This is a genomic window from Nitrospirota bacterium, from assembly GCA_040755395.1.
In the GTDB taxonomy this organism is placed as follows: Bacteria; Nitrospirota; Nitrospiria; order Nitrospirales; family Nitrospiraceae; genus DATLZU01.
On record JBFMAX010000003.1, the window covers coordinates 179,460 to 203,983 of the forward strand.

Sequence of the window (24,524 nt, forward strand, 5' to 3'; positions counted from 1 at the left end):
GCGGAGGAGGAAGCCACAGCACTTGATTGGAAAGGTCAGTGGCTTGGCAACGGAGCAGAAGCGCGCGGAAGCGGAGGATCAGTTCCAGAAGGGGGACTTGGTGCGCCAAGAGGATTCCGGCGTGAGCGCGACGAGCTGAAGACCAGCCGCTTGCCAGACGCAAGAAGCCTCGCGTGTCATGTGTGAACAAGGCGCGGTTCTCACCGGCCTCGAAGGAAAGGTGAAATTCGTCTGCCGCTCCCAGATGTCCAGCTTCTCGGGCTGTGAGAGAGTCAATGCCGTTGGCGGAGGCTGGGGTCGGAGCGAAACAGGTCCGGCTCTGTCTGCTTGAGATCGTCCAGAAACCAATTCTCTTTCAGATGAGTGCCGCTGGGCGTCGGGCGGCCCAGGCGGGCGGCGAGGCGATTGCCGACCCGCTCGCAGAGCGCGCGGTAGGTGGTGAACTTGCCGCCGTAGATGGTGAACAGATTACGCGTGACTTCATCCACCACGGCTTCGCGGGACAACGCGGAGACATCGCGATCCTCCGTGCGGAGATACCAGGGCGACGCAAAGGGCTGGTCGCGCCAGGCGTCCGGCGCCGAATGGGTTTGAAGCTTCACTCTATGGTGGGGAAGGGGAATCGTTCTGATGCCGCAGAAGAATTCCCTGATATGGCGCGCCGGCTCGATGAGGGCGAGATTCCGCTCAGCCGCTCGGAGGAGATAGTCCCGATCGCCCGGCGGGCATTCCCACTTGTCCGGTGTCCCTTCGAGCACCGACTCGGTGGTGCCGAGCAGCCAGTGTCCCTGCCACGGGATGAAAAAGAGCACGCGCCCGTCATCGTGCTGCAAGAGCGTCGCCGCGCAGTCTTCAGAGCGGGCGGCCACGGCCTCCGGTGACAACAGGAGATGGGAGCCTACGTTCAGGAGACAGGGCACCCGCGGGCTGTATCCCCAAATCAATAGGTTGGCGTTCGCCCAGGCTCCCGTCGCGTTCACGATGACCCGGCTCGTCACGACTTGCCGACCTTCCGGGGAAGTGAGGCGCACGCGAAATCCTCCGCCGTGCGGCGCGACCTCTTCCACGCGCGTGTGCTCGGCGTACGTGGCGCCTAAGCGGGTGGCGGCCCGCGCCGCGACGCGCACGATCGCGTCGTCCAGCATCTGGGCATCGTAGTAGAGGAAGCCTGACCGCACGTCCTGTTCGAGGCGCTCGCGGCGGAGGTACGGGGCCATCTGCGCGATCTCGGTCTTGGTGAGACGGCGTGTCTTGGGGAGCCCGCCTTCCCGCGCAAGTCGGTCATAGAGAGCGAGCCCGGCACGGACGAGCCAGGCGGGCCTCCCGCCCGTGACGTTCGGCAGCACGAAGCGAAGAGGCGAGACCAGTTCGGGCAGGTTCCTGAGCAGGAGCACGCGTTCCCGGAGGGCTTCGCGCACCAGGCCCCATTGCGCCGGATGCTCCAGGTACCTCAGCCCGCCGTGCACCAACTTGGTGGTGCGGCTGGACGTGCCCGAGGCCAGCTTGGCCTGTTCGAGCAGGTGGACGCCCTCGATCTTCCGGGTGGCGAGGTCATGCAACAGCCCGACGCCGTGAATGCCTCCGCCGACGATCAGCACATTGAAGTCCATCAGGCCCTGCAGAGGATCACATATGCATGGTCGCAGGCGGACCATGCACGGGCTGGGGGTAGATCACAAGCGCACGCGGTCTTCGCCCGTATGGATAAGAACCGCTTACCGCTAATGATGCCTACGATTCAGACCCGAGAAGGACCGGACGGTAATCTCTCAGGCGCACAATCCGTCCAGCCTTGGCAGCCTTCCGATAGTATCGCTCATCCGCCGTGATGAGCATGGCCTCAGGCTCTGTTAACGCCACCGCATGGTAGAGCGTATCGAAGACGTGCTGGCTGAAGGTGACGGCCAGACTGCAGGCCCTTTGATAAACTTCCAGCCCTCCCGATACAGGGAACTCCAAAGCATAGAGGAGGGGCAGCGCTTCCTTGGCCACGCGGGGCTCCAGGCGTGTCAAGACCGCCGCGACCTCAGCCAACCAATGAGACGGCTGGATGACCGCTAAGCGGGCTTCTTTGATGTGTTGGAGGATTTGAAGGGCCAGGTGGGAGTGAGCTTCTTCAGGTCGATCGGGAAAGATCCATTTGATGATGACGCTGGCATCAAGGACGACCGTGCTCACGGTCGTCCTTGCCTGCGAGCAACCCGGATCGTCCTGTCGCTGACCCGTCGCGCCTTCTTGCGCAGTTGCAGCAAGCGCTCGATCGCGCGCGCCCGCTGGCGCCGTCGCCGCCGCTCCTCCACGGCCTGGCGCATGAGATCGGCTAACACGGCGCTCTTGTTCTGCCCGGCAAACGCCTTGTCAAAGGCTTGCTTGATATCGCTCGGCACGCTGAAGTTCACCGTGGCCATCGCTCGCTCCTTTTGTTGAAATCTTCAACAAGCGTATGGATTCTTTACGGATGTGTCAAGCGCGCTTTCAGCGTGGAGCATGGTACAGCACGCGGTTTTCTCCCGTGTACACGACGAACCGTTTGCCGCGCAGGAAGCCGACGAGCGTGAGGCCGAATTCCCAGGCGAGTTGGACGGCGAGGCTGGAGGGGGCCGAGATACACGCAACGATGGGGACGCCGGCGACGAGGGCCTTCTGGACGATTTCAAAGCTCCCGCGGCCGCTCACGAGCAAGACGGAGTCTTCGAGCGGCAGACGCTGCTCCAGCAGGGCCCAGCCGATCAGCTTGTCCACAGCGTTGTGCCGGCCCACGTCCTCCCGCAAGGCGATCAGCTTGCCCGTGGCGTCGAACAAGCCGGCGGCATGAGGGCCGCCGGTTCGCCCGAACAGGGCTTGAGCGGACCGCAGCGCGTCGGGCAGGAAGCAGAGGGTATCCGGGGAGACGCGCAGGTCCGGATTGGGCCGGGCGATGCCGCGGACCCGCACTGCATCGATGGACGTCTTCCCGCACAGCCCGCAACTGGACGACACGGTGAAGTTGCGCCGCACGCGGGTGGTCGGAACGGACACGCCGCGACGCAGCGTCACGCGGACGACATTGCTTTTGCGGCCCCGCGCAGCGACCTGGCGAAGGCTCGCAATCTGCTCGCGACCGCTGATCACCCCTTCGGTCAACAAAAAGCCGGCGGCCAATTCGAGGTCATGTCCGGGCGTGCGCATCGTCACGCTGATCGGACGACCGCCGAGGCGAATCTCCAGCGGCTCCTCGCCGACCAGGTAATCGTCGAACCGCGAGACCTTGCCTTCCTGCCACTCGGTCACCTGCGTGACGTCCAGAGGGCGGGAGGATGTCTGAGGGGAGGGAGGCACAGAGCCGCCTTGCTTCTGGGAGCGAGTTGGGTGAATCTTCGCGCGCCTGTGCTGCTCGGCCATGTTCTGACTGGCTCCTTGCGGGCGAAAGCCGCAACGCCGACAGCGAATCGCTCTTGATCGCTACTCACTGCCTGCTATTCGCTACCCGCTACTGAGAGCAGACAGGAATGATCTCGACGGTCGCGTTGTAATCCGGCACGCCGCTGGGGTCGAGGCGTCCCGCCGGCACCAGGCCGTTCGCCTCCGGCCAATACACCTGCACCGACCCGGGTTTCACGCGAGCAATGACCACCCGGCCTCGATACTCGCCAAGTTCGTTCCGCAAGACCACCACGTCACCGGTCTCAAGCTTCAAACGTCCGGCATCCTCGGCCGCCATGAGCACGCTGTCGCGGGCCGCGCCGATCAACGGATCCACCTCGGCCCCGACCATACTGTTGAACTGCTTGCCCCGCCGGGTAGTGAGGAAGAATCGTCCGGTCGGGATCGTCTCTTCCGGCAGATCGACCGGGGTGAACCGGCCTTTGCCGTCCGGCGTCCCGAACCGATCGACCAGCAGGCGGGGACCTCCGTACTGGACATGATCGCCTTTCTTGCGGAGGCTCGCGATGCCCCGGTAGGTCGGACAGACCCGCTCGATCTCCTGGCGGATGTGCTGCGTGTCGCGCCAGGGGAACGCCTGGGCCGCGCGTTCCGGATCGAGCCGTCGCGCGACCAGCACGGGGATTTCCCACTCGTCCCGGGCCTCGCCCGGCCGCGGCCCGGGAATCTCCGGACTGTAGATGATCCGCCGTTCGGTGCTTGTCTCCGTCCCGCCCCCGCGCTGCTCATACCTCGTGCGCGACGGCAGCAGGATGACGACATCGGCCGGATCTTCCAGCATGGTGGAGCTGACGACGATATCCTGATGGACGCGCAGGCCGACCCGACTCAAGGCCCGGCGCACCCGGTCCGGTTCGGGCAAGGTCTCCAGGAAATTGCCGCCGCTCTGCCACAGCACGTCGAACTCGCCGCGCTCGGCCGCCAGGATCATGTGCGCGGCACCCAGGCCTTTCCAGGAGGGCGGACGAAAGCCCCAGAACTCCGGCGTGGCGAAGAGGTCGGCGTTGGCGTCGTTGACCGGATAATCCATCGTATAGGCGCCGGGCATGGCGCCCATCTCGGCGCCGCCCTGCACCCCGCTGTGGCCCCGGATCGGCATGAGGCCGGTGTGCGGCCGCCCCACGTTCCCGCGAGCCAACTGCAGATTGACGATCGCCTTGACGTTGTCGGTGCCGTAGCGGTGCTGAGTGACGCCCATGCTCCACACGACGATGGCATGGCGCGCGCGGCCGAACGCCTCCGCGAAGCGAAACATCTCGTTGCGATCCACCCCCGCGCCACGCTCGAGGTCCTCCCAAGACAGGGTTCGCGCCTTCGCTTCAAGCTCATCCCAGCCGGCGGTCCGAGCGGCGATGAAGGCGTGATCGATCCAGTCCCGCTCGATCAGGTGCTTGAGCACGCCGTAGAAGAACGGAATGTCCCCGCCGACGTGGATGTGGAAAAAGGCGTCGGCCAACCGTGTGCCGAACAGGGCGCTTTCGGCGACCGAAGGAATCCAATACCGTTCCATGCCGGGCTCGACATACGGGTTGACCACGAAGATCTTCGTGCCGGCCTTCTTCGCATAGTAGAGGTACTTGAGCGTCACCGGCTGGTTGTTCGCGACGTTGGCCCCGACGAACACCAGGAGATCGGCGCCGATCCAGTCCGTGTAGGAACAGGTGGTCGCCGACCAGCCGACGGTGTCCTTGAGCGCGGCCGTGCTCGGCGCATGGCAGACGCGCGCGCTGGTATCGACGTGATTCGTCCCGATGAAACGGGCGACTTTCTGATGGGCATAGTAGGCTTCGTTGGTCACGCCGCGGGCGGTGAGGAACCAGCCGAACCGATGGGGATCGGTGACGCGAAGGCGGTCGGCGATGAGCCCGATGGCGTCATCCCAGGAGACGCGCCGGAACCCGGTGTCGCCGCGACGCCGGACCATCGGCACGCACAGGCGCCCGAGTTGCCGGAGCGCTTGGCTCTTCAACCGGCGCAGCGGGGCGACGTCCTCGAGCACGCGCCAGTTCATGGCCGGCATCGTGTTCAGCCGCAGCAACTGGAGCCGCACCCAGCACAGGTGGATGTCTTTCATGGTCCAGTCGTGGAGGCCGGTCGTGCCGAGCGAGCAGCCGTCACAACACCCGTCGCGCAGGATGCGGAAGGCGTAGCCGAGGTTGTCCCGGTTCTCCCAGACCGCGGCGAGAATGTCCTTGTAGTTGTTCGGGTGTTGCTGGTCGAGACCGAAAGGAACCCAGCTCACCCAGTGCCGCTGCACTGATCGCTTCAGTGATGCGTGCGGATCACTCATGCTTTGGTGACCTGACATATTTTCGGGTGGGGGCTAGACCTTCCTTCTTGCTTATCGTTCGTGCCAGTTCTTGAAATGCTCTCTTTGCGTCCTGGTCAAAGCCTCAGGGCGGTAATAGCGATCGTAGAACTCCATGTCGAGGTGATTGACCTGAAACCCGAGACTCGTTTTGAGCGGGGAGTGATAGGCCGGGAATCTGCCGTACCGGTGATAGATGTACTCACAATACGCAATGGTTGCTTCGATAGCGCACTCGCTGAGCTTCGGCGAGGCCTTGGCAATGGATGCGGGATGCAACCACGCGCCAGGGGTTGCCCCTTCCCGAAACACGCCTTGGGGACCGAACTTGAGCTCCACAACCGCTCGCACGGCAGCTTCCATGGACGGGTAGTAGGGCGGACAGAACGGCTTCAGGAGGGTGGCACCATCGTGCTCGAGCCCGATGACGTACGGCACCGGTTGATCGCGCCCCAACAGCTTCCCCATTACTCGCTGAAACCGGTTCATTCCCAAAAATTGTGTGGCCTTCATCTCACTCATGCGAAAGCCAAGAGCCTGAAACCAGGCATAGGGATGAGCCGCCCAGTGCGGAAAACCGCCTAGGCCCAGAGCGTGAGACATCAGGGCCAGATTCTGAATCATCAGCCCTTGCTCGACGGTCACAAACTCGTCGACGAGACTCTCAAGTTGCTGGACGGTGACCACCCGATTCTCCCGAGGATCGTCCATGAGATGCCCGCCCTTGCTGCGGCCGAACCGGGCGATGCCTGCGGGATGATAACCGGCGCGCTCGTCTAGAACGAAATAATTGGTGGTCTCGTTGAAGCATTCCAGCAATCCGTTGATGTACATGAACGTGAGTTCATTGACCGGCAGAAAATATGTCGCTGCGGCGTCATACAGCGACCACTGATTGACATTCAAGTTGAACGGCGGGGCCGCCGGAGGCTTGGCACTTCCGTCGCGTATCCTCACCCTGCTGCATCGGTACAGGTCGACGTAGGCTTCCTGCTTGACCAACTGAACGAGCGCATCGTATTCCTCTACGGCAAAATCTTGAGGGCGTTTCATGTAATACGTCGCGTGCGCGTTCATGACGATCAGCGCCACCGTATGGAGAGCGTCACCGCTCGGAATCGTCCGTCCCAGAAAGCTGGCCATCATCGTGCCTCCCTGGCCTCGCTCGTATGCCAGGTCGGCAAGCGCGTAGCCGGTGATACCGCAAGCGGCAAACGCCAGCAAGGCTTCCTCTTCTTCGCTCAAGGGCAGGCCCGGCTTCCCACTGGTGTACGCCAGCGGACCGGCCTGCATGGTCATGCCCAATCCGAAGCGTCGGGACCGTCGTCCGCTGAGAATTTCGAGCAACGCGTACACTAGATCCCGGCCACGTGACGATTCCATCGTGTCACTCTTCAGCCAGTTATTTTCGGATGAGGGTCGGTTGACGCCATTGTAGCACTCCTTTTGAGGCTGTTGGGCAAGCGGATGCGATGCCGGCACGTCCCGGCGACCGTTGCGTCACGTCAGTGGTCTCAGTACTATACAGCGGTTCACGCCAACCATCCGTGAGATTCCGCCGGCTGGTTCGCCTATCGAAGAGGACAACAGGGAGGAGCCGATGAAAACATTCGCGTTTGTCGTGGGCCTCATGCTCGGATTCGTCCAGGCCGCGGGGGCGGACGAGCCGCCGCGAGAGGCGGTGTTGCCGGTCGCGCAGGCGGACAAGGCCGTTCATGCGGCCTTGGAGAAATGCACGAAGGACGGGTACAAGGTCAGCGTCGCGGTGGTGGACCGGGCCGGGGTGCTGCGCGCGCTCATGCGTGGGGATGGCGCGGGGCCGCATACCGTCAGCAGCAGCTCGAAGAAGGCCTTCACAGCGGCGAGCCTGCGGCGGCCGACCAGCGAGTTGGCCGACCTGGCGGCCAAGATGCCGGCGCTGCAAGGCCTGCGCGAGATGGATGACAGGATATTAATTCTAGGCGGCGGTTTGCCGATCGAGATCGGCGGTGAAGTGGTCGGCGGGATCGGGGTCGGCGGCGCCCCCGGGGCCCACCTGGACGACGCCTGCGCGCAGGCCGGATTGGACGCGATCGGCGCGGCGCCAAAAGCGCCGTCGCCCAAGCCGTGATCCCGTCGACTCATGAAATGGATGGGAAGAAGGGCGGGAAACAGTTCTTGAAGGTTCTGTTGCTGGCGGCGGCCGGAGGGATCGTCGGAATTCTCGCGTTGTCCATCGCCTACCGAGTGTCGAAGGCCAAACCGATCCTGAGGCCGGACTTTCCGGACGTGCGGTTTCTCGAGACCTGGCGTTCAGGGCGATCCAATCGAGCGGTGTTCGCCTGGTTGGGAGAGGTAAGATGTTGTCTTTGGGTCGCTGTCACGCACGATCATCTCTGGGTGAGCCCGCATTTCCCGATGAGCCTGCTGTTCATACCCGAGGGACTCCATTTGGATTATCGCATCCCGGGTCACGCGATCCTGGAGATGGAAGAGGTATTACCCAGACATCGAGTGCGCGTCAGGTTCCGGCACGCAACCGGCGAGGAGGACATGGTCGAAGTGGAGCTGAAGGATCCCGAAGCCTTCAAGCAGGCTGTCCGGACGATTCAGAGCGAGGTCCGGTCTTTATCGCCGATCAGCACATGAGGCGTGTCGGACGGCTGTCCTCTCGCTGGGGCGACTACGGCGGGCATCCGCGGATGAACCCTCGCCTCAGTCGCTTTCGATCCACAGGCGCTGAAGGTTGGGAATCAGCCCTTCCGGCTCGTCCAGCAGGCTGTCGAGGAGCGTGAGATCGGGTTTCCCGATCTCGCCGTCAGTGAGGCGGCCGGCTTCGGCGAATGCATTCATCAGGACCAGTCGCTTCTCCAGCCGGCCTGGCGCATGCCCGACGTTGACCGCGGCCCACACGGCCAGTTCTTCCAGCGCGGCCCGTATTTCGTCGTCCATGTCGCGGGCGCCTGTTTACATGATCAATTCGGCCAGGCCATAGAGAGGCCACGTGCGGCCATCATACACCAACTCGCCCTGCACGACGCCCATCGAAAACCCGCCGATGACCCAGTTGGCGATCTTTTTCTGGTCGGACAGACGCAGCGTCATCGAGGCCGGGCCGCGAGTCCCATTCCAGGTGATTCCCCAGGCGGTCGGCCATCGATAGAAGCCGAGCGCCCAGTCGCGGGCCAACACCTCGACGCGCAACTGGTTCATCGGATCGGTCTGTTCGTTGAGAACCGCAAACCCGACGAGCCGGCCGGCCAACGCCGCGAGACGTTCGCTCCGCTGGCTGTGCAGGTAGAGATCGCCGTCCTTGCCGGCCAGCAAATACAAGCCTTGAAAATCGTTCCACAGGCGGAAGTAGGTTCGCGTCAACCGATTGAAGTCCGGCATGACGAGAGACTCATAGATCACGCGGCCGGGAATTGTCCGCCCTTGCCAGGTCAACACGGCCGGCGCCGACCCCATCCAGATCACCGACCGCTCATGCGTGCGGCGGGTCCGTTGCGGAATCGGATCGATCTTGAGCATGAGGTCGTTCGTGGGGCTGGTCACTGTGAGTCCCGTTTCGGGCGTGCCGTCGAACTGAAAGAACGGCGAGTTCGGGATGCGGCCCAGCTCTTTCTGGGCATTGTGGTATCGCCCGTTGCCGGCGACATTCATCCAGCCTTTCCGTTCGTCGTGCAACACGACAAAGTGCTCCGCCTGATAGGCCTCGCCATCCCGCCCTCGATTGTTATCCAACGCAAACGCCACGCGACCCCGCTGATCGGCGCCGACGAAGGAGAAGTAGTCTGACACGTAGATGAGAGCAGTCGCGGGTAGCTCATAGGGTGAAACCGGTTCGGAGCCGAGCTGGGCAGACAATTCCGCCCCGGACAAGACCAAGCAGAGCGACGCCAGGCCGAACAGAAAGATCACGGCGGTTCGGTAAGCCATCGTCCTCTCCGTGCAAGCGACCGAAGATCCAGGAGCCACCAGGAGTGTTGAACAAGTCTGCGGGCTGGCGGACTCCATGAAGAGTGACAGGACATCGAGGAATCAGTAGCCTGACTTGGCGCAAAAGACGGTTCGTGACATGAAGGATCAGGCGCTCGTTGACTATATCAAAAAGGCCGTTCCTGGTCTCATCGCCCTGTACCGCTTCGGCTCCCGGGGCAAGGACGGCGCGCGCCCGGACAGCGACGTCGATCTCGCCGTGCTGGATCGCGAGCCGCTTCCGGACGTCCGCCGGTTCGAGCTCGCACAGGAGTTGGCTGCGCAACTGCATCGAGACGTCGACCTCGTGGATCTGTGCAAGGCCTCGACAGTGATGCGGATGCAGGTGCTGTCGACCGGTTCCTGTCTGGAGGCGCCGGATGATTTGGCGCGCCGGCAATTTGAAATGTATGCCTATGCGGACTATGCGCGCCTCAATGAAGAACGGCGGGAGATCGTCAAAGGGATCGCCGAGCGGGGATTGGTCTATGGCTGACGACGTCGTCTTGAACAAAGCGGCCGGCATCGAGCGCTGTCTTCGGCGCGTCCTGGAGGAATACGCTGGAGACAAGAGTAACCTTTTCGCCAATCAGACCAAACAAGACGCCATCATCCTGAACCTGCAACGGGCATGTGAGACGGCCATCGATCTGGCTATGTATGTGATCAGTCAACGGCGGCTTGGAGTGCCGCAAGAAAGCCGTGATGCTTTCAGCCTTTTGCAAAAGGCGGGAATCCCGCCGGCCGATCTCGCGGCCCGGATGCAACGAATGGTCGGGTTTCGCAACATCGCCGTTCACGAATATGCCAGCCTGAACTTGGATGTGGTCCACGCCATCATCACCAAGCAGTTGGACGATTTCCGTAAGTTCTCCTCGACGGTTGTGAAATTGTTCGCCTAAGCGCATCCCTTGCATGGGCTGGAAAAACAACGGGCTGGGACCCTTCGCGGTCTCCCAGCCCGTTCCCTGTGGCCCACCGTACGTGCCTGGCTTCCTCTATTTGTTGAACCTCACGACGATAGCGCCCATCAGGTCGCCCTTCTTGAAGTCACGCTTCGGGCTACTGGGGTGCGCGTTGTGACAGGCAACGCAGGAATCCACGATCGCGAAATCTGCGGCCAGGCCCTTGAATTGGTTCCCGTCTTCAAAGGTCAGGACCGTCACCTTGGGGTCGGCCAGCATCTTCTTCAGCGCGTCTTCCTCGGCTTTGGTCTTCGGCAGATTGGACTTGTAGATCGGCGTCAATCCGATCAGCCCCAGCTCGAAGTCTTTCAATTCGGCGCCTGCGGCCTTGACGAATTGGGCCGGCAACATGATCGCGTGGTCGTCTTTGGTCCAATTCTCATTCGGCTTGACGCCGGATTTGGAGGCCTGCCCGATGACTTGTTGCACATAGACCGTGCGGAAGGCCTTGACCGTCGCCAAAATGTACCGCGCCGCCGCGTCCCGTGAAAACTCGGCGGCCAACGCCATCGGAATCGCCACTCCCACTGCCAAGAGAAGAGCAAGGACACCCGTCTTGACCCCGATCCTCCGCCTCATAACCCACCTCCCGGGTAAGAGAAATATTGATCGGAACCGGCTATGAACGGACGCTACCGTGCGCCTCCTCGGCGGCCTTGTCAAGCGGGTTTTTTAGTGTAGAAAATGGGCGCGGGGCCAGAGGCGCGGGGCCAGAGGCGCGGGGCCAGAGCCCAGGAGTTGACCCCCTTGCCCCTCGCCTCTCGCCGCCCCTCGCCTCTCGCCCAGTCGCAATTTTCATGATGCGTGGGTGAGCCAAGGGTTCATGAATTACTGGTATGAAAATGCGGGGCCTGTCACCGACCAGCCGGGTACCCGTTGCTCCTCTCCGATTGCAACGGGTGCAAGCTCACACCCCGCCCACACCCGCCAGGCGGGTACCCGAGGGACCCCGCTGCGCGCGGACAGGCGCCCAGGTCGGTGCCACCCGCATTTTCATGCTCCAGGGTGGCCACTTGGTGGCCATGCATTACTGCTTGGGAATGGAGAGACGAAGGGAGACCAGCCTGATGTTTAGGCGGTTATCCGAGGTCGGGGCCGGACGACACGGTTTCCGGACGGGGACCGGCTGGGTTTCGGACCGGAGAACCGGCGATCCCGCCACGCACACACCAGGGGAGGTGCGATTGATTTTTGCGATGCGGGGCCAAATCGCCGGCCCGGAAATCCACGGCATAGGCCCGTTGAGGGTCGTCGGGGAGTGGGGTGCTCGTCCAGTAGGCTGAGGCTTTCACCCCATGGAACGGATGATCTGCGGGCAAGGTGGGCATAGCGGCAACGCCGTGCGCCGAGGGTTGCACCAGCGTCATCAGCTCTAAGAACGATGGCAGCCGCCAGCCCCGGCGACCGCCGGTTGATGTGAGCGCGCAGTGCGTCGGCGCGGTGGCCCACGCCGTGCCGGTGGAACTCGGGGTACGCTCCCAGATCAATTGGGTTTCCTGATCGAGCACGGCTTCGTCCTGGAATTCAGCCAAGATCCGGAATCTGGCGGACTGCATGTCCTCGGCCGATCGCGGCGCCGGCGGCACGGTGGCATCAATCATGCCCAGGGCGACAAGCGCTCCCAGTGCGATCACCGCTCTGCGCCGAAAGGCGATCAGGTCTTGCGTTCTCATGGAACCTCTCATCGCGAAAGCAGGCTGTTGACGGAGCGTCAGCAAGACCTGGGCCTTTCCGCGCCGGGACAACGACCGGTACGGCAGGAGTCCGGCTGTCGAGAGAAAGACGCGGGCTTAAGTACATGAGATCAATGGGTTTTGCTCCCGTTGCGGGCCGCGCAGTTCGGACCGAAGCGGTCAGGAGATCTTGCGGAGAAGACGGAGGCTTGTTCTAATTTGTGCCGATCGTGACGGTTTTGGTCCGATGCAGACAGGTCGATCGACCGAAGGAGATGCCCGACAGGTCAGGTGAAGCGCCATGAATCTCATACGGTGGAATTCCGAGACGGATGGAACGCTCTCCGAATCGGCGCTGCGGCGGAAGCTTGAACGCTTGGGCTACTCGGTGACGAGGTATGTCTATCCCCCGGGAACGTACTTTCCGGATCACACGCACAGTGTGGATAAGATGGATGCGGTGATTTCCGGACGGTTTCGCCTGATCGTCGAAGGGGAAGAGGCGATCCTGGGAGCAGGCGATACCCTTGAGGTTCCGCGCGGCGCCGTCCACTCCGCGGAAGTCGTCGGCGATGAGCCGGTGGTCAGCCTCGACGCGGTGAGGTCGTCGGCATCCTGTCCTTGAAACTCCATCCGGCACTCATGAAGGTGATCGCCGTCGCCGCGTGACGCCGGGTGCCGATGGCAATGGCCGCCCCGATACGTGGTTATGGAACGAACGATCCTCGGATTTCATCAGGATGAGCATGGTGACTGGGTCGCAGATCTGGCCTGCGGCCACGGACAGCACGTGCGCCATCAGCCGCCGTTCGTGAACCGGCCGTGGGTCCTGACGGAAGAAAGCCGCACGCGACAGCTTGGACAGACGCTGGTTTGCAAGACATGCGATGGCGAGAAATCGCGAGCGGGTATTACTCGATGATCGTCACGTCGAGACCGGCGTCGGTCGTCACCCCCAGGCCGGATTCCTGCCAGGGCTGCAGGCGCGGACCGTCGTAGCGATACCCGCCTTTGACCGGGTCGTCGGTGAGCAGGAGCGGTGTGTCGAGGTCGAGCACATCGAACCCGCCTAAGCCCAACACGATTCCGAACGAGCAGCCCATCGCGATCCGCGTCTCCACCATCCCGCCAATCATCAGTCGTAACCCGGCCCCGCGGGCAAAGGCGGCGATGTCCAGCGCCTGGATGACGCCGGTCTTCATGATCTTGATGTTGATGTAATCGGCCGCTTGCTGCTCCAGGACGCTCCGCGCGTCCTCCAGCGAACGGACCGATTCATCGGCGGCCACCGGGATGCCCGTCAGATGGCGCAGCGCCAGCAGACCGTCGAGGTCGTCCCGCGCGACCGGCTGTTCCAACAGGACCAGGCGCCCGCCGAACCGCTTCACGCCGTTCACAAACGCGATGCACTCGTCGCGGCTGAAGCCTTGATTGGCGTCCCCGATGAACGCGATGTCGGGAAGCGCCCGGTGCACGGCCTCCAGTCGGCGAACGTCGCCGTCCACGTCCCTCCCGACCTTCATCTTGAACAGCCGGAATCCTCGGGCATGCCATCCGCGCGCCAGCTCGACCGTGCGGTCGAGATCGGCGATCGGAATGGTGATGTCCGTCTCGCGTGCGCGCACGTCGGCGCCGCCCCACAGGGCCCAGAACGGGATCCCCGCGGCCCGACTGAAGGCATCGAGCGCCGCCGTCTCCAACCCGCAGCGCGCGGCCGGGTGCGAGGGCGCCAGGTCCTGCAGCATGCCGGCCCAGCGTCTATACTGCGCCGCGGACTGCCCCAGCAGCGTCTTCCCGAGTTGGATGGCCACGGAGAGGCAAGTCGCACGATCCTCCCCGCCGACTTCCGGGAACGGCGCCATCTCGCCGTACCCCTGCGCGCCGCCCTGCAAGGTGATCCGCACGAACACGTTCTGCGCGACGACACGGCTGCCGGTCGCGACGACGAACGGGTCGGTGATGGGCACATCCACCGGCCAGAGTTCGACTTTGGTGATCGCGTCGGGATGTGTGCAGATGAGCGTCACGCGTCGTGAGGTGCAGAGAAAGGTGGTGCTTCCGGCGATCGAGAGCGCTGGAGGACCATGCTCATCCGTACCGGTCGTTCTGCCACGGCAGGGCGGTGTTCGAATAGCCGCGCACTTCCCAGAAGCCCTTCCGGTCGCGATCGGAGAACGTGATCTCCTTGATCCACTTCGCGCCCTTCCAGGCGTAGCGCTTGGGCACGATCATCCGGACCGGCCCGCCGTGTTCCTTCGTGAGCGGTCGGCCGTTCCAGGTGTAGGCCAGCAGCACGTCGTCATCGTCGCAGGCGTCGAGCGGCAGGTTGGTGGTATAGTCGTCGTACGATTTGAACAGCACGAACTTGGCCAGGGACAGGGGCCTCACCACTTCGATGAGCCGCTTGAAGTTCACGCCCTCCCACTCGTTGTCGAACCGGCTCCAGGAAGTGACACAGTGAAAGTCCGAGACCGACTTGAAGGTCGCTTCTGCGAGAAACTGCTCCCAGGTCCAGATGATCGGGTTGGCGACAAAGCCGTTGACCGTGAGTGTCCATTCTGAGAGCGCGATCTCGGGCTTGTAACCCAAGTCGAGCACGGGCCAGGTCTCGACGAGGTGCTGGCCCGGCGGCAGGCGATCGTTACCCGTCTCGAAGACCTCCCGCTCCTCGCCGCCGCGGCGCGCCCGCGCCCAGTTCTCTTTGGCTTTGATCAGCCGCTCGTTCGTGTCCATCGGAAAAGCCTCTTATCCCAAGAGTAGAGCAAAGCCCGGTGGGCTTACAAGGTCTTTCGCACCGGGCTCCGCCAGCGCGGGGACGTCGATCGGTGGGCACCGAGATGTAAGGCCTTCCGCGTGGGTGCGACTAAGGAGCGGAAGGAGGCCGTCGCCATGCAGAGCACCCGGCAGAGGTTAAGCCCGGAGCAATTGCGAAAAGAAGAGGCGGCGACGCTGACCAGCCCGCCGGCGCCGTACGGCCTCTTAGCGAGGATCCTGTTCGGCGTGATGGGCCTTTTGTACGGCCGCGGCCGCAGTTGGAGCAAATTCAAGGTGCTGGAGCTGATCGCGCGGGTGCCTTACCAAGCCTGGGAGCATGTGGCCTACATCGCCATCACGCACACGTACGAGCACGAGGACTTCGCCCGCCGCATCTTCGACCGCTTCGATGCGATGGCCGACGTCATCCGGCAGATCGGCATCGACGAGCGGAGACATAAGGAAGACAGCATGGGGCGGATGGCGATGGCGCGATTCGAATGAGCAGGATCCATCCCCTCCAAAGGAACCACGATCAGGAAAGCGAGGAGCAGGTGCTATGAAAGCTGTAGCCGTGTTTCCCGGTAAGCCCGACTCGATTCATCTCGCCGAACTGCCCAAGCCTTCGGTCGGCGACATCCCGAACGGGCGAGGCGTGCTCGTGCAAGTGTTGCGGATCGGTGTGGACGGGACGGATAAGGAGATCAACGCGGCGGAATATGGCCAGGCGCCTCCCGGCTGCGACTTTCTCGTGATCGGTCACGAGTGTTTCGGGCGGGTGGTGGAGATCGGACCGAACGTGGCGGAGCTGGCGCCGGGCGATTACGTCGTGCCGACGGTCCGGCGGCCGGGCGGCAGCTTCTACGACACAATCGGCCAATACGACATGACAACCGAGGATACGTACTACGAGCGGGGGATCAACCTCCGCCACGGATATTTGACCGAGCTGTTCGTGGAAGATCCGGAGTATCTCGTAAAGGTCCCTCAAGGCCTGAAGCACGTCGGCGTGCTGCTCGAGCCGACGTCGGTGATCGAAAAGGGAATCATGCAAGCCTATGAGGCTCAGCGGCGCCTGAAGATTTGGCGACCCCGGCGCGCGGCGGTGTTCGGGGCCGGCACGATCGGGCTGCTGGCGGCCATGTCGCTCCGGATGCGGGGCCTGGAGGTGACAAGTTTTGGCCGGAGCCCCGCGCCATATCTCAACTCCGATCTGCTGCAAGAGATCGGCGTGCGGTATGTCTCGACGGAACAGATGTCAGTCAAGGACGCGGCCGTGAAGTACGGGCCCTTCGATCTGATGTTTGAAGCCACGGGCTATTCGCCGCTGGTGTTCGAAGCGATGGCGTGCCTGGGGAAAAACGGCGTATTAATTCTCTCCAGCGTCACGGGAGGCAACCGGTCGATTCCGGTGCCGGCCGACATGATCAACCTGGGATTCGTGCTCGGGAACAAGGTGGTCGTCGGGACGGTCAACGCGAATCGGGAATACTTCGAGGCGGGCGTCTATGACCTGTGCCGGGCGGAGCTGGAATTTCCCGGCTGGTTGTCGAAGTTCCTGACGCACCCGGTGGACGGGCTCGACAATTACCGGGAGATGATGCGGCTGCTCATGCAGGCCAAGGGTGCGATCAAGGTCTTCGTGAACGTGGCGCCGGAGTAAAACCGTCAACCGTCAACTGTAAAGAGAGACAGATCGTCTGTCCTCCCGATTGACGATTGACGCATGACGGACAGCCAGTTTGTGGAGGCATCATGAAGGTACCGGTGACCATCGCAACTTTGACGGCCGCGCTGTGCCTCGTCTGCTCAGCGGCCATAGCCGGCGAGTTCTACGAGAGAGACGGCGCGGCGATCGGAGGCTACGACCCGGTCAGGTACTTCACCGAACGGAAGCCGATCAAAGGTTCCGAGCGTTACACGGCGGAATACAAAGGCTCGACGTTCCGCTTCGCTTCAGCCGCCAACCGCGAAGCATTCGTCGCTCATCCCGACAAGTACGCGCCCCAATACGGCGGTTTCTGCGCCTTCGGCATGGCCAAGGGCTATAAGGCGGCCACTGACCCGGCTGCATTCACGGTCGTCGGCGACAAGCTGTATCTGAACTACAATGAGGACGTACGAACCAGGTGGCAAAAAGACATCCCTGGCTATGTGAACAAGGCCGACCGACACTGGCCGGAGGTGCGAAAGACCACGAGGGTCATTGAATAAAAACGATCCTGTCGTTCTACCCGTGCGTCTTCGTGCCGCTGCTTGGCGAACAGGCTTAGTTGGGTCTTTACTGCATTCCTGCTGGTCGATCTGAGGCGGCTGGCTTGCCAAGCTGTAAGACGCTCCCTGCTCGCGCAATCTTCCCCGATTTGGTCACAAGAAAGGCTTCCGAGTCTTCACCGTAACTCGCCGCCATCAGCACATGATCCACCGGTTCGCCGTCGATCGGCGGGAACAGACCGGCGAGTTGCGGAAGAGTGAAGGTCCCGAAGGCATTCAACAGACTCACTTGGCCGGTAGGAAGCGTCACGTTGGCCGTGTAGGTCGCGCTGGCAAACGTCCCGCCGGGCACGGCCGACGCTGTCACGGTGCTGGGTGAGCCGGACCGGGGAACAACCTTCACGGTAAAGCTGGACGGAAACGGCGTGTTGGTCACGGCCAGCGTCACCTGCACAGGGTTGGCTGTGCCACCCGGGAGGACGACATCTGCGGTGCTGTAAGATCCTGTGGGGGTGGCGGGGGTGGTGAGACCGCCCACCTGGGTGATCCGCAGCGTTGGGAGATTGATTAATCCCGGATTGCCGGCTGGCGTGACCGGGCCCGGTGCGGTCGAGAACGACGTCGAAGGAATCACATCCAGCGGCAAAGCGGGCCCGGTGAACCCGACGGTGAAGGATTCAATTCTGATGCGGCCGGTCCCAGCGGCAGCTCCCGTCCCCGAACCAAACCCGCCGTTGGCGCTGAGCGTCCCCGTGCCGGTAACCATGGGCGCCACTAATCGGATGGCCCCGCCGCTGCCGCCGCCTGCGTTGAAGGCTGTCCCGCCGACCCCGAACCCGCCGCTCCCACCGTTGGCAGTGACACTGCCGGTGCCGGCGATGGTAATACGCGTGGAAGAGGCGATCACAATGGCTCCGCCTCCACCCCCACCGCCTGCAGACGAAATCGCGTTCACGAGCCCTCCGCCACCGCCGGAGCCGCCGAACAGAGGGAGCAACGAGACAAACGACGCCGGTGCGCCATAGTCGGCATTTCCGCTGGCCGCGCCCCCGCCTGGTCCTGAGCCGGCGGTCGGCGTGCTGCCCGGCAGCCCGCCGGTAAATCCGCCAGGGCCGCCCAGCGCTGGGGTACTTGCCGGATTCGCACCATTGCTGCCGTTGACGCTGATGGTCCCGGCAATCGTGACATCACCGGTGGCAAGCAGAATGACCGGCGTATTGGCGGCATTTCGCTGAAACGTCACGGTGACCCCCGCTGGAATGTTGACTGTCGTGTAGTTCAGCACACCGTCAGGCGGGAGCGTCACGGTCGTGTTCGTCGTGGGGTTGAAGGCTCCAAGGGTGCCGGTGCTGCCGCTGCTGTACGTTTGGGCCGGAAGCGGTTCGATTCCGCCTAAGAGCAGCGTCAACGTCAGACTGATGATCCATCCAGAAACGTACGACCTGTTCATGTCGGCTCAGTAGTGATACGTCCCCCGCGCGGAGAAGGTGCGTCTTCGCTACCTCCCCTGCACCCACGTCTCTGTGGCCTGGGCGGTCTTACCTGATCGAGTGCGAAATGTGACAGTCGCCGGCTCGCCGAACGCTGCGGCGATGAGCACCTGCTCGACCGGCTCGCCGTCGATGAGCGGCCAGAGCGCCGCGCTTTGCGTCGGCACGGTGAAACTCGCAAAGGCTACCAACTGGGTGACCTCGCCTATCGGCAAGGTCACCAGCGCCGTGGCCGTCGAACCAGTCAAGGTTCCGGTGACGGTCGTCGGCCCGGAGAGTTGCGGAATGACTTTGATGGTAAACGGGGTCGGGAAGGGGAGCCCGCTGGCAGTCAGCAGGACGGGCACGGGATTTGTGGTGCCCTGCGGCAGTGACATATCAGCCACTGTATAGGCACCGGTGGGCGTCACCGGCGCGGCGATGCTGCCGACCGAGGTGATCGTCAGCGTCGGCAGGTTCACCAGTGGTGGTGTACTGGCCGGGGTCACCGGACCAAGCGTTGTGGAGACCGAAGCCGTCGGGTTACTGATACCCGTAAAGGTGCCGGTCGCGGATTCGATGCGGATGCGACCGGATCCGGCGGGCACGCCGGTTGGGGTGCCTGGGCCACCAGTAGCCTGCAACTGTCCCGCTCCCGTCACCTGCGGCGCAACCAATCGGATCGCGCCTCCACTACCTCCCCCTGCATTAAAACTCGTGCCAGCGGCACTGGTCGCCCCGCCGCCGCCGTTCGCGGTAATCATCCCGGTGACAGTGATCTTCGTAGATGAGGCGATCACGATCGCGCCGCCTCCGCCCCCGCCCCCGGCGGCGCTGAGGGTCGAGGCAACACCCCCGCCTCCTCCCGAGCCGCCAACCAACGGCACGAGCGAGGCGAAGGAGATCGGAGCCCCATAGGTCGCATTGCTACTTGCCGTCGAGTCGCCAGGCGCGCCGCCGCCCGGCCCGGCTCCGCCGACCGGCGCGTACCCCGTAATGGTGACTGCGCCTCCGACTCCACCGGGGAAGCCACCTGGACCGCCTGGCGCGGCTATACCTCCCTGCGACGGCCCATTCGTGCCATCAACTCTGACCGCGCCGGCGATCGTCACGTCGCCGGTGGCCAGGAGCGTCACCGGCGTATTGGCCGTATTCCGCTGAAAGGTCACGGTCACCCCGGACGGAATGGTCACGGTGGTGTAGTTGAGAATGCCGTCGGGCGGCAGGATGACCGTCGTGTTGGCCGTGGGATTGAAAGCTCCGAGCGCGCCGGTGCTCCCGCTGTTGAACGTCTGAGCCCATCCAAGGCTCGAAGCGCTCAGCACGACCGTGAATCCCAGGACTCTAGGAAGAGCTGCTCGTTTACCCTTGCTCACGGACCACCTCTCTCACACACCATGACGCGTCACGCATCACGCATCACGCGTCACGGCCTCTTACGGCATCGACACACTCACTGGCGGCGCCACGCTCATGCTGCTCCCCGTCGGCGGCGTCTGCGCCGGAAAGGGGAAGAACACGCTGCCTTTGTTGAGGCTGAAGGACGGGACCGGCGGGGTGACCATCACGGTCACCGTGCCGCTCTGGGCCGTACCCGCCGGGCTGACGACGGAAAACGGATAGGATCCCGGCGGCACCGCCGCGCCGACCGCCAAGGTGATCGGCAAGCTATTCGCAGTGGCCCCACCCAACACCGTGGCGGAGAGCCCCGCCTGGGTGAACGTCACGGCGGTGGCATCCGCCAGATTGAAGCCACCGATGACGAGTTGGCTCGTGGTCCCTTGTGCCGCTCGATGGGGGGTGATCCCGGTCACGATTGGCGGCACCAGCACGGTAAACGGATGCGGGCTCGTCGCGGTCCCGTTCACGTTCGTCACGGTCACTGGACCCGACGTGGCCCCGCTGGGGACGGATGCGATGATCGTGGTCGGCGTGGAAGACACGACGGTCGCCGTCGTCCCATTGAATGCCACCTGATTGTTCCCGGGCGTCGGGTCGAAGCCGAACCCCTGAATCTGGACGTTGGCGCCGGCGAGCGCGCGGGTCGGGGCAAGCAGAAAGATGCCGACGCCGGTGCCGGCCGGCGTGAACCGCTCGATCGAGAGCAAGTTGCCCACGGGGTCGTAGTGATACACCGCCACGTTACCGGTACCATCGACGACCCCACTGAGCCGGCCGAGTTCGTCGTAGAAGTATTGGGCTTGGTCGGCAGACGGAGTGGCCGGCCAGGCCAGGAACCCGGCCATCACGATGACGATCACCGAACAGACGAGGTTTCGGAACAACGCGTTCACGTTCACCCTTACTCTGTCTTCACCACATACTTCACGTGATCTCTTAACGCGCCTGCGGCAAGCCACTTGCCCAACCCGATGAGAAACGTCTTCACGGTTCAGTGCCGCACCACGGCGGACAGCCGGACGGGACATTCACATGAATCTGCTTCGAGTGTTCAGCAATCAACATCGAAAATCCTGTTGGGTCATTTCTCCGTCCGCAGCTCAGGCCCCCCTTTGCCCGACATGCGGACGGGACACCTTACTCTGCGAGATCATTCGTACCGGATGACGGCCAGAATGTTCCCGGTTTCCTTGTCAACGAAGATGGTCAGTCCACCGCCTCGAATCATTGGATCCTTAGGGCCATAGGTAATGGCCCAATACATTCGACCTCTGATCCTCGCAGCCGCGTTCGGATAGTGCTCAAGCAATCGAGGATTTCGATTGCGAAAGAGCTCCCATGTTCTATCAACATCCATCTCAAGACGATCAAGAGCTCTACCTAATCTCTTTACCTCTTGATTGGCAATCATGATGGCCTGCTGCTCTGTAATCGTCTCCCTTTCTGCTCCTGATAACCAGGTGGAGAAAATGATGTTCCCGGTAATGGATATCAAGATCATGAACTCTGTCAGCGTCTTCATGGGCAGCCGTCGCATTTCCCGCTCCACTTTCGCGTTACTTCCGACACGGCTTTTCCATTCGTGCAGACGGTTGTGTCACGTCGACGACTTCATTCGTTTTGGGATTGTATTCCAGAATCCTCTCAGCAGCGATACCGGCAACTGGGATACCGACATAATCGCACAGCTTATGCGCTGCAGCACCAGCCTTGTCGAAGTCAGACATATCTTCCAGAGTTACATGTGTGTGGTATCCCGCTACAGCATTAGGTGAAATTTGTTGACCCGGTTCGACGAGACCAACCCTATCGGGGAGCATGTCGGTTCTCGCTTCAGTGTATGAATACAGCCCATCCGGCCTTTGATAAATAATCCCGCCGTACTCCCATCGGTTAACACTGGTCTGCCCGCGCACATCCGCAATAGCATCCCTGGCCGCCGCAGCACGGGTAGGATAAGAATCGCCCGGTCTCAATCCTAGAGGATCTCTTAACCTCAGGGGATTATTTTTGACATAAGCATAGCGGTTCATCCCTCCCGCCAACCCAATCGGATCTTGGGATATGAATCGCTGAAGAGTGGCAATGTAGTATCTCGCTCTGTAGTAGTACAGCGTACCTCCAGGCTCTCTCTCACGCCCTGTATAGGCAAAAGGGCTTGCGCTGCCAGCCCCTTCGACTGTTGTGCGGCCGAATGGTTCATACGCATAGGAAGTTGTTTCGGCACCTGCCATGTCCGTTAGGGCAAGGACAGATCCCAGCGCATCCAGATGGTAATACTCCTGTGCACCGCTGGATTGCCGAACGAACGGTTCATCAATGGCCAGGCTACGAATATAGATGGCGCGCACAGCTTGGGCGAGGAGTTCGGCGACAAGATCAGGCCCGTCATACAGGTACTGCAGGGTCACGCCATCGATCGTTTTAGCCACGCGCCGGTTCTGGGCGTCGTAGGCGAACCCAATGCTCATACCGCCGATCTGATTGATTGTCACCAATCGATTTCTAGCATCCCACGTGTAGGTATTCGTGCCGTCGTTGGTGAGGTTGCCGTTTTGATCGTAGGTCAGCGTGGCCCCACCGAACTGGGTCTGTTGATTGGTGGCGTCGTACGTTGCCAAGGTGACCGCGCTCGGCAAGAGTGAGGCGGCGCCGTTCGCCCGTATGAGGCTCGTCCGATTCCCGGCTGTGTCGTAGATATAGGTGAGCCCTTCAAGGAGTCCACTTGGTCCGATGTGGGTGATGTCTGTCAGTCTCGAAGCAGCATCATAGGCGTAGCTCGCACTGGTGCCGTTGGGATAGGTCAGCGAGGTCCGCCGGTTCGCGTTGTCATAGCCCAAACCCACCGCGAGTGCGCCTTGCGCGATCTGAATCAAGCGGGACGCGGCATCGTACTGGTAACTCACCGGCGCCTGGCCTGCCACGGTCATTTTCGTCCGGCGGCTGATGGCGTCGTATTGATAGGTCAGGGCGCCTAAGCTCGTTAGCTCTAACGTCAACCGATCCAAGGTGTCGTAGGCAAAGTCGATGGAACCTGAAAGCGAGTCCGTCGTCCGACTTAATCTGCCCACGGCATCGTAGATAAACGACACCGTGCTCCCGTCTTGATAGCTCGCGCTCGTCCGCCGATTCAAGGCGTCGTAGGTAAACTGGCTCACTTGGCTCTTCCTGTCCGTGAACTCCGTCAGATTCCCCATCGAGTCGTACTGATAGCTTTCGCTCCGATTCAACGCGTCTTTTCTCGTCGCCAGCCGATCCATGGTGTCGTACGTGTAGGTGGTCGTCTGGTTCTTCGCATCCGTGACCGTGAGCAAGTTGCCGTTGCCATCGTAGGTGAACTTGGTCACGCCGTGCGCGGCATCGGCGATCTCGGTGACGCGATTCAGCGGGTCGTAGCGAAATTGGGTGGCGAAGCCGCGGGGATCGGTGAGTCTGGTCAGACGACTGACGAGATCAGAGGCTCGGGTGGTTGTGTTGCCGAGCGGATCGGTCGTGGTGATCAGATTGCCGTTCGGGTCATAGCTGAACGTGGTCGGGGGCTCCGTCGGAATCGGGCCTTGCACGGAAGTCGGCTGGCCAAAGGCGTTGTAGCCGATGGTCGTCGTGTGGGTGAGCGGATCGGTGACGGTCACGCGGTTGCCGTTCGCGGGATCGTAGGCAAAGGTTGTCGTCAAGGTGGTGGTCGGGGTGCGGATCTGATCGATCCGCGTCACTCGGTTGAAGGTGGGGTCATACTCAAATGCCGTGACCTGTGACGCGTGATCCGTGATGCGAGTGACGTTGCCCGCCGTATCGTACTCGAATGTGGTGGTCAGGCCTGCAGGATGGATGGGGGCGGTATAAATAAGAAACACCCATCGGATCTCGATGTGAGTTGCTCGACATGTCCCGTTGGCATCGGCAGTCTCGTTCACGACACGATCAGGCAAGCGATCGAATGAGTCATGATCAAACGGAGGTGGGTCGGCATGAGTCGGGGCGGGCAACGCCAGGAGAGCTACGAGCAGCAGCGAGAGCCGCCAACTTCTGAATTGAATCGTTGTCATCTTGCCTGTCCGCGCATGACAACCAACTTCCCGTCCGGCCCATCCAGCCATCTGCCGGACACGCGGACGGGACAATCTCGTGAATCACAGGTCGCTTTTCTGTTTAAGACGTTTGAAAAATGCATACCCATAAAGAATTGAGCCCAGAAGACCAATAGTCCAACCAACCATCCCAAGCCAGTAATCGAGCCGGTAAAAGCCTGAAGAAATCAAAAATGCGTCGACAGCTGCGCTAACGAGCAGCGTTATGCCGATTCCCATCAGGAGATAGCTGGCTTTTAGGATCCGGTTGGTCATGCTCTCCGAACAGCTTT

27 protein-coding genes are annotated in these 24,524 nt (G+C 62.2%); 9 read left to right on the forward strand and 18 right to left on the reverse strand.

What is annotated here, in order from left to right; translation table 11 throughout:
* Positions 1–272 precede the first annotated feature (272 nt).
* From AB1555_07070 to AB1555_07095, 6 genes are all read right to left on the reverse strand, one after another.
* Complete coding sequence (locus AB1555_07070; GenBank protein ID MEW6246453.1) at positions 273–1,610, reverse strand: FAD-dependent oxidoreductase; 1,338 nt, start codon at positions 1,608–1,610, stop codon at positions 273–275.
* A gap of 121 nt (positions 1,611–1,731) precedes the next feature.
* The gene (locus AB1555_07075) at positions 1,732–2,178 is read right to left on the reverse strand and encodes a type II toxin-antitoxin system VapC family toxin (GenBank protein ID MEW6246454.1); all 447 of its coding nucleotides are present in this window, start codon (positions 2,176–2,178) and stop codon (positions 1,732–1,734) included.
* Positions 2,175–2,408: a hypothetical protein gene (locus tag AB1555_07080; protein MEW6246455.1), complete on the reverse strand. Its 234-nt coding sequence runs from the start codon at positions 2,406–2,408 to the stop codon at positions 2,175–2,177. The genes AB1555_07075 and AB1555_07080 overlap by 4 nt, the downstream gene beginning before the upstream one ends.
* Positions 2,409–2,475: 67 nt before the next feature.
* Complete coding sequence (gene fdhD / locus AB1555_07085; GenBank protein MEW6246456.1) at positions 2,476–3,318, reverse strand: formate dehydrogenase accessory sulfurtransferase FdhD; 843 nt, start codon at positions 3,316–3,318, stop codon at positions 2,476–2,478.
* Between the two features lie 151 nt (positions 3,319–3,469).
* Positions 3,470–5,713, reverse strand: a complete 2,244-nt coding sequence (locus tag AB1555_07090; GenBank protein MEW6246457.1) for an FdhF/YdeP family oxidoreductase — start codon at positions 5,711–5,713, stop codon at positions 3,470–3,472.
* Between the two features lie 51 nt (positions 5,714–5,764).
* Positions 5,765–7,114 carry a hypothetical protein gene (locus AB1555_07095; protein MEW6246458.1) on the reverse strand — a complete coding sequence of 450 codons (1,350 nt, stop codon included), beginning with the start codon at positions 7,112–7,114 and terminating at the stop codon, positions 5,765–5,767.
* Between the two features lie 217 nt (positions 7,115–7,331).
* Here AB1555_07095 and AB1555_07100 point away from each other — a divergent pair, with 217 nt between their 5' ends.
* The gene (locus AB1555_07100; GenBank protein MEW6246459.1) at positions 7,332–7,841 is read left to right on the forward strand and encodes a heme-binding protein; all 510 of its coding nucleotides are present in this window, start codon (positions 7,332–7,334) and stop codon (positions 7,839–7,841) included.
* Between the two features lie 17 nt (positions 7,842–7,858).
* The gene (locus tag AB1555_07105) at positions 7,859–8,359 is read left to right on the forward strand and encodes a hypothetical protein (protein ID MEW6246460.1); all 501 of its coding nucleotides are present in this window, start codon (positions 7,859–7,861) and stop codon (positions 8,357–8,359) included.
* A gap of 66 nt (positions 8,360–8,425) precedes the next feature.
* On the opposite strand, the gene AB1555_07110 is transcribed toward AB1555_07105, so the two are convergent.
* Complete coding sequence (locus AB1555_07110) at positions 8,426–8,662, reverse strand: hypothetical protein (protein ID MEW6246461.1); 237 nt, start codon at positions 8,660–8,662, stop codon at positions 8,426–8,428.
* Between the two features lie 15 nt (positions 8,663–8,677).
* Entirely contained in the window at positions 8,678–9,649 is a 972-nt protein-coding gene (locus AB1555_07115) for a hypothetical protein (GenBank protein MEW6246462.1), read from the reverse strand.
* Positions 9,650–9,788: 139 nt separating this feature from the next.
* On the opposite strand from AB1555_07115, the gene AB1555_07120 reads away from it, so the two are divergent.
* A complete protein-coding gene (locus tag AB1555_07120; protein ID MEW6246463.1) occupies positions 9,789–10,184 on the forward strand; it encodes a nucleotidyltransferase domain-containing protein in 396 nt (131 codons plus the stop codon).
* Positions 10,177–10,590, forward strand: a complete 414-nt coding sequence (locus AB1555_07125) for a DUF86 domain-containing protein (protein ID MEW6246464.1) — start codon at positions 10,177–10,179, stop codon at positions 10,588–10,590. Before AB1555_07120 ends, AB1555_07125 begins: the two co-directional genes overlap by 8 nt.
* A 96-nt stretch (positions 10,591–10,686) precedes the next feature.
* On the opposite strand, the gene AB1555_07130 is transcribed toward AB1555_07125, so the two are convergent.
* Entirely contained in the window at positions 10,687–11,232 is a 546-nt protein-coding gene (locus tag AB1555_07130) for a DUF3365 domain-containing protein (protein MEW6246465.1), read from the reverse strand.
* 500 nt (positions 11,233–11,732) lie between these two features.
* Positions 11,733–12,326, reverse strand: a complete 594-nt coding sequence (locus AB1555_07135) for a DUF1566 domain-containing protein (GenBank protein ID MEW6246466.1) — start codon at positions 12,324–12,326, stop codon at positions 11,733–11,735.
* 301 nt (positions 12,327–12,627) lie between these two features.
* Between AB1555_07135 and AB1555_07140 the strand changes: the two genes are divergently transcribed.
* Together AB1555_07140 and AB1555_07145 are read left to right on the forward strand one after the other, a co-directional pair.
* Complete coding sequence (locus AB1555_07140; GenBank protein MEW6246467.1) at positions 12,628–12,951, forward strand: cupin domain-containing protein; 324 nt, start codon at positions 12,628–12,630, stop codon at positions 12,949–12,951.
* Positions 12,952–13,035: 84 nt separating this feature from the next.
* Positions 13,036–13,248 carry a DUF3565 domain-containing protein gene (locus AB1555_07145; protein MEW6246468.1) on the forward strand — a complete coding sequence of 71 codons (213 nt, stop codon included), beginning with the start codon at positions 13,036–13,038 and terminating at the stop codon, positions 13,246–13,248.
* Here the strand turns inward: AB1555_07145 and AB1555_07150 are convergent.
* Together AB1555_07150 and AB1555_07155 are read right to left on the reverse strand one after the other, a co-directional pair.
* Positions 13,238–14,353: a dipeptide epimerase gene (locus AB1555_07150; protein ID MEW6246469.1), complete on the reverse strand. Its 1,116-nt coding sequence runs from the start codon at positions 14,351–14,353 to the stop codon at positions 13,238–13,240. The two genes, AB1555_07145 and AB1555_07150, sit on opposite strands and share 11 nt — an antisense overlap.
* A gap of 61 nt (positions 14,354–14,414) precedes the next feature.
* Positions 14,415–15,059, reverse strand: a complete 645-nt coding sequence (locus tag AB1555_07155) for a sulfite oxidase-like oxidoreductase (GenBank protein MEW6246470.1) — start codon at positions 15,057–15,059, stop codon at positions 14,415–14,417.
* A gap of 120 nt (positions 15,060–15,179) precedes the next feature.
* On the opposite strand from AB1555_07155, the gene AB1555_07160 reads away from it, so the two are divergent.
* The 3 genes from AB1555_07160 to AB1555_07170 all read left to right on the forward strand — a co-directional run bounded on the left by AB1555_07160 (position 15,180) and on the right by AB1555_07170 (position 17,294).
* Entirely contained in the window at positions 15,180–15,584 is a 405-nt protein-coding gene (locus AB1555_07160; protein ID MEW6246471.1) for a hypothetical protein, read from the forward strand.
* A gap of 55 nt (positions 15,585–15,639) precedes the next feature.
* Positions 15,640–16,743: a glucose 1-dehydrogenase gene (locus AB1555_07165; GenBank protein ID MEW6246472.1), complete on the forward strand. Its 1,104-nt coding sequence runs from the start codon at positions 15,640–15,642 to the stop codon at positions 16,741–16,743.
* A 92-nt stretch (positions 16,744–16,835) separates the two neighbouring features.
* Complete coding sequence (locus tag AB1555_07170; protein MEW6246473.1) at positions 16,836–17,294, forward strand: YHS domain-containing (seleno)protein; 459 nt, start codon at positions 16,836–16,838, stop codon at positions 17,292–17,294.
* A 67-nt stretch (positions 17,295–17,361) separates the two neighbouring features.
* Here AB1555_07170 and AB1555_07175 read toward each other — a convergent pair whose 3' ends face one another.
* From AB1555_07175 to AB1555_07200, 6 genes are all read right to left on the reverse strand, one after another.
* The gene (locus tag AB1555_07175) at positions 17,362–18,744 is read right to left on the reverse strand and encodes a hypothetical protein (protein ID MEW6246474.1); all 1,383 of its coding nucleotides are present in this window, start codon (positions 18,742–18,744) and stop codon (positions 17,362–17,364) included.
* A gap of 48 nt (positions 18,745–18,792) precedes the next feature.
* Positions 18,793–20,139: a hypothetical protein gene (locus AB1555_07180; protein MEW6246475.1), complete on the reverse strand. Its 1,347-nt coding sequence runs from the start codon at positions 20,137–20,139 to the stop codon at positions 18,793–18,795.
* A gap of 60 nt (positions 20,140–20,199) precedes the next feature.
* The gene (locus AB1555_07185) at positions 20,200–21,057 is read right to left on the reverse strand and encodes an IPT/TIG domain-containing protein (protein ID MEW6246476.1); all 858 of its coding nucleotides are present in this window, start codon (positions 21,055–21,057) and stop codon (positions 20,200–20,202) included.
* 257 nt (positions 21,058–21,314) lie between these two features.
* Complete coding sequence (locus tag AB1555_07190) at positions 21,315–21,686, reverse strand: hypothetical protein (protein MEW6246477.1); 372 nt, start codon at positions 21,684–21,686, stop codon at positions 21,315–21,317.
* Positions 21,687–21,720: 34 nt separating this feature from the next.
* Positions 21,721–24,210, reverse strand: coding sequence for an RHS repeat-associated core domain-containing protein (locus AB1555_07195; GenBank protein ID MEW6246478.1), 2,490 nt, complete (start codon positions 24,208–24,210; stop codon positions 21,721–21,723).
* 84 nt (positions 24,211–24,294) lie between these two features.
* A complete protein-coding gene (locus AB1555_07200; protein MEW6246479.1) occupies positions 24,295–24,507 on the reverse strand; it encodes a hypothetical protein in 213 nt (70 codons plus the stop codon).
* Positions 24,508–24,524: the final 17 nt, after the last annotated feature.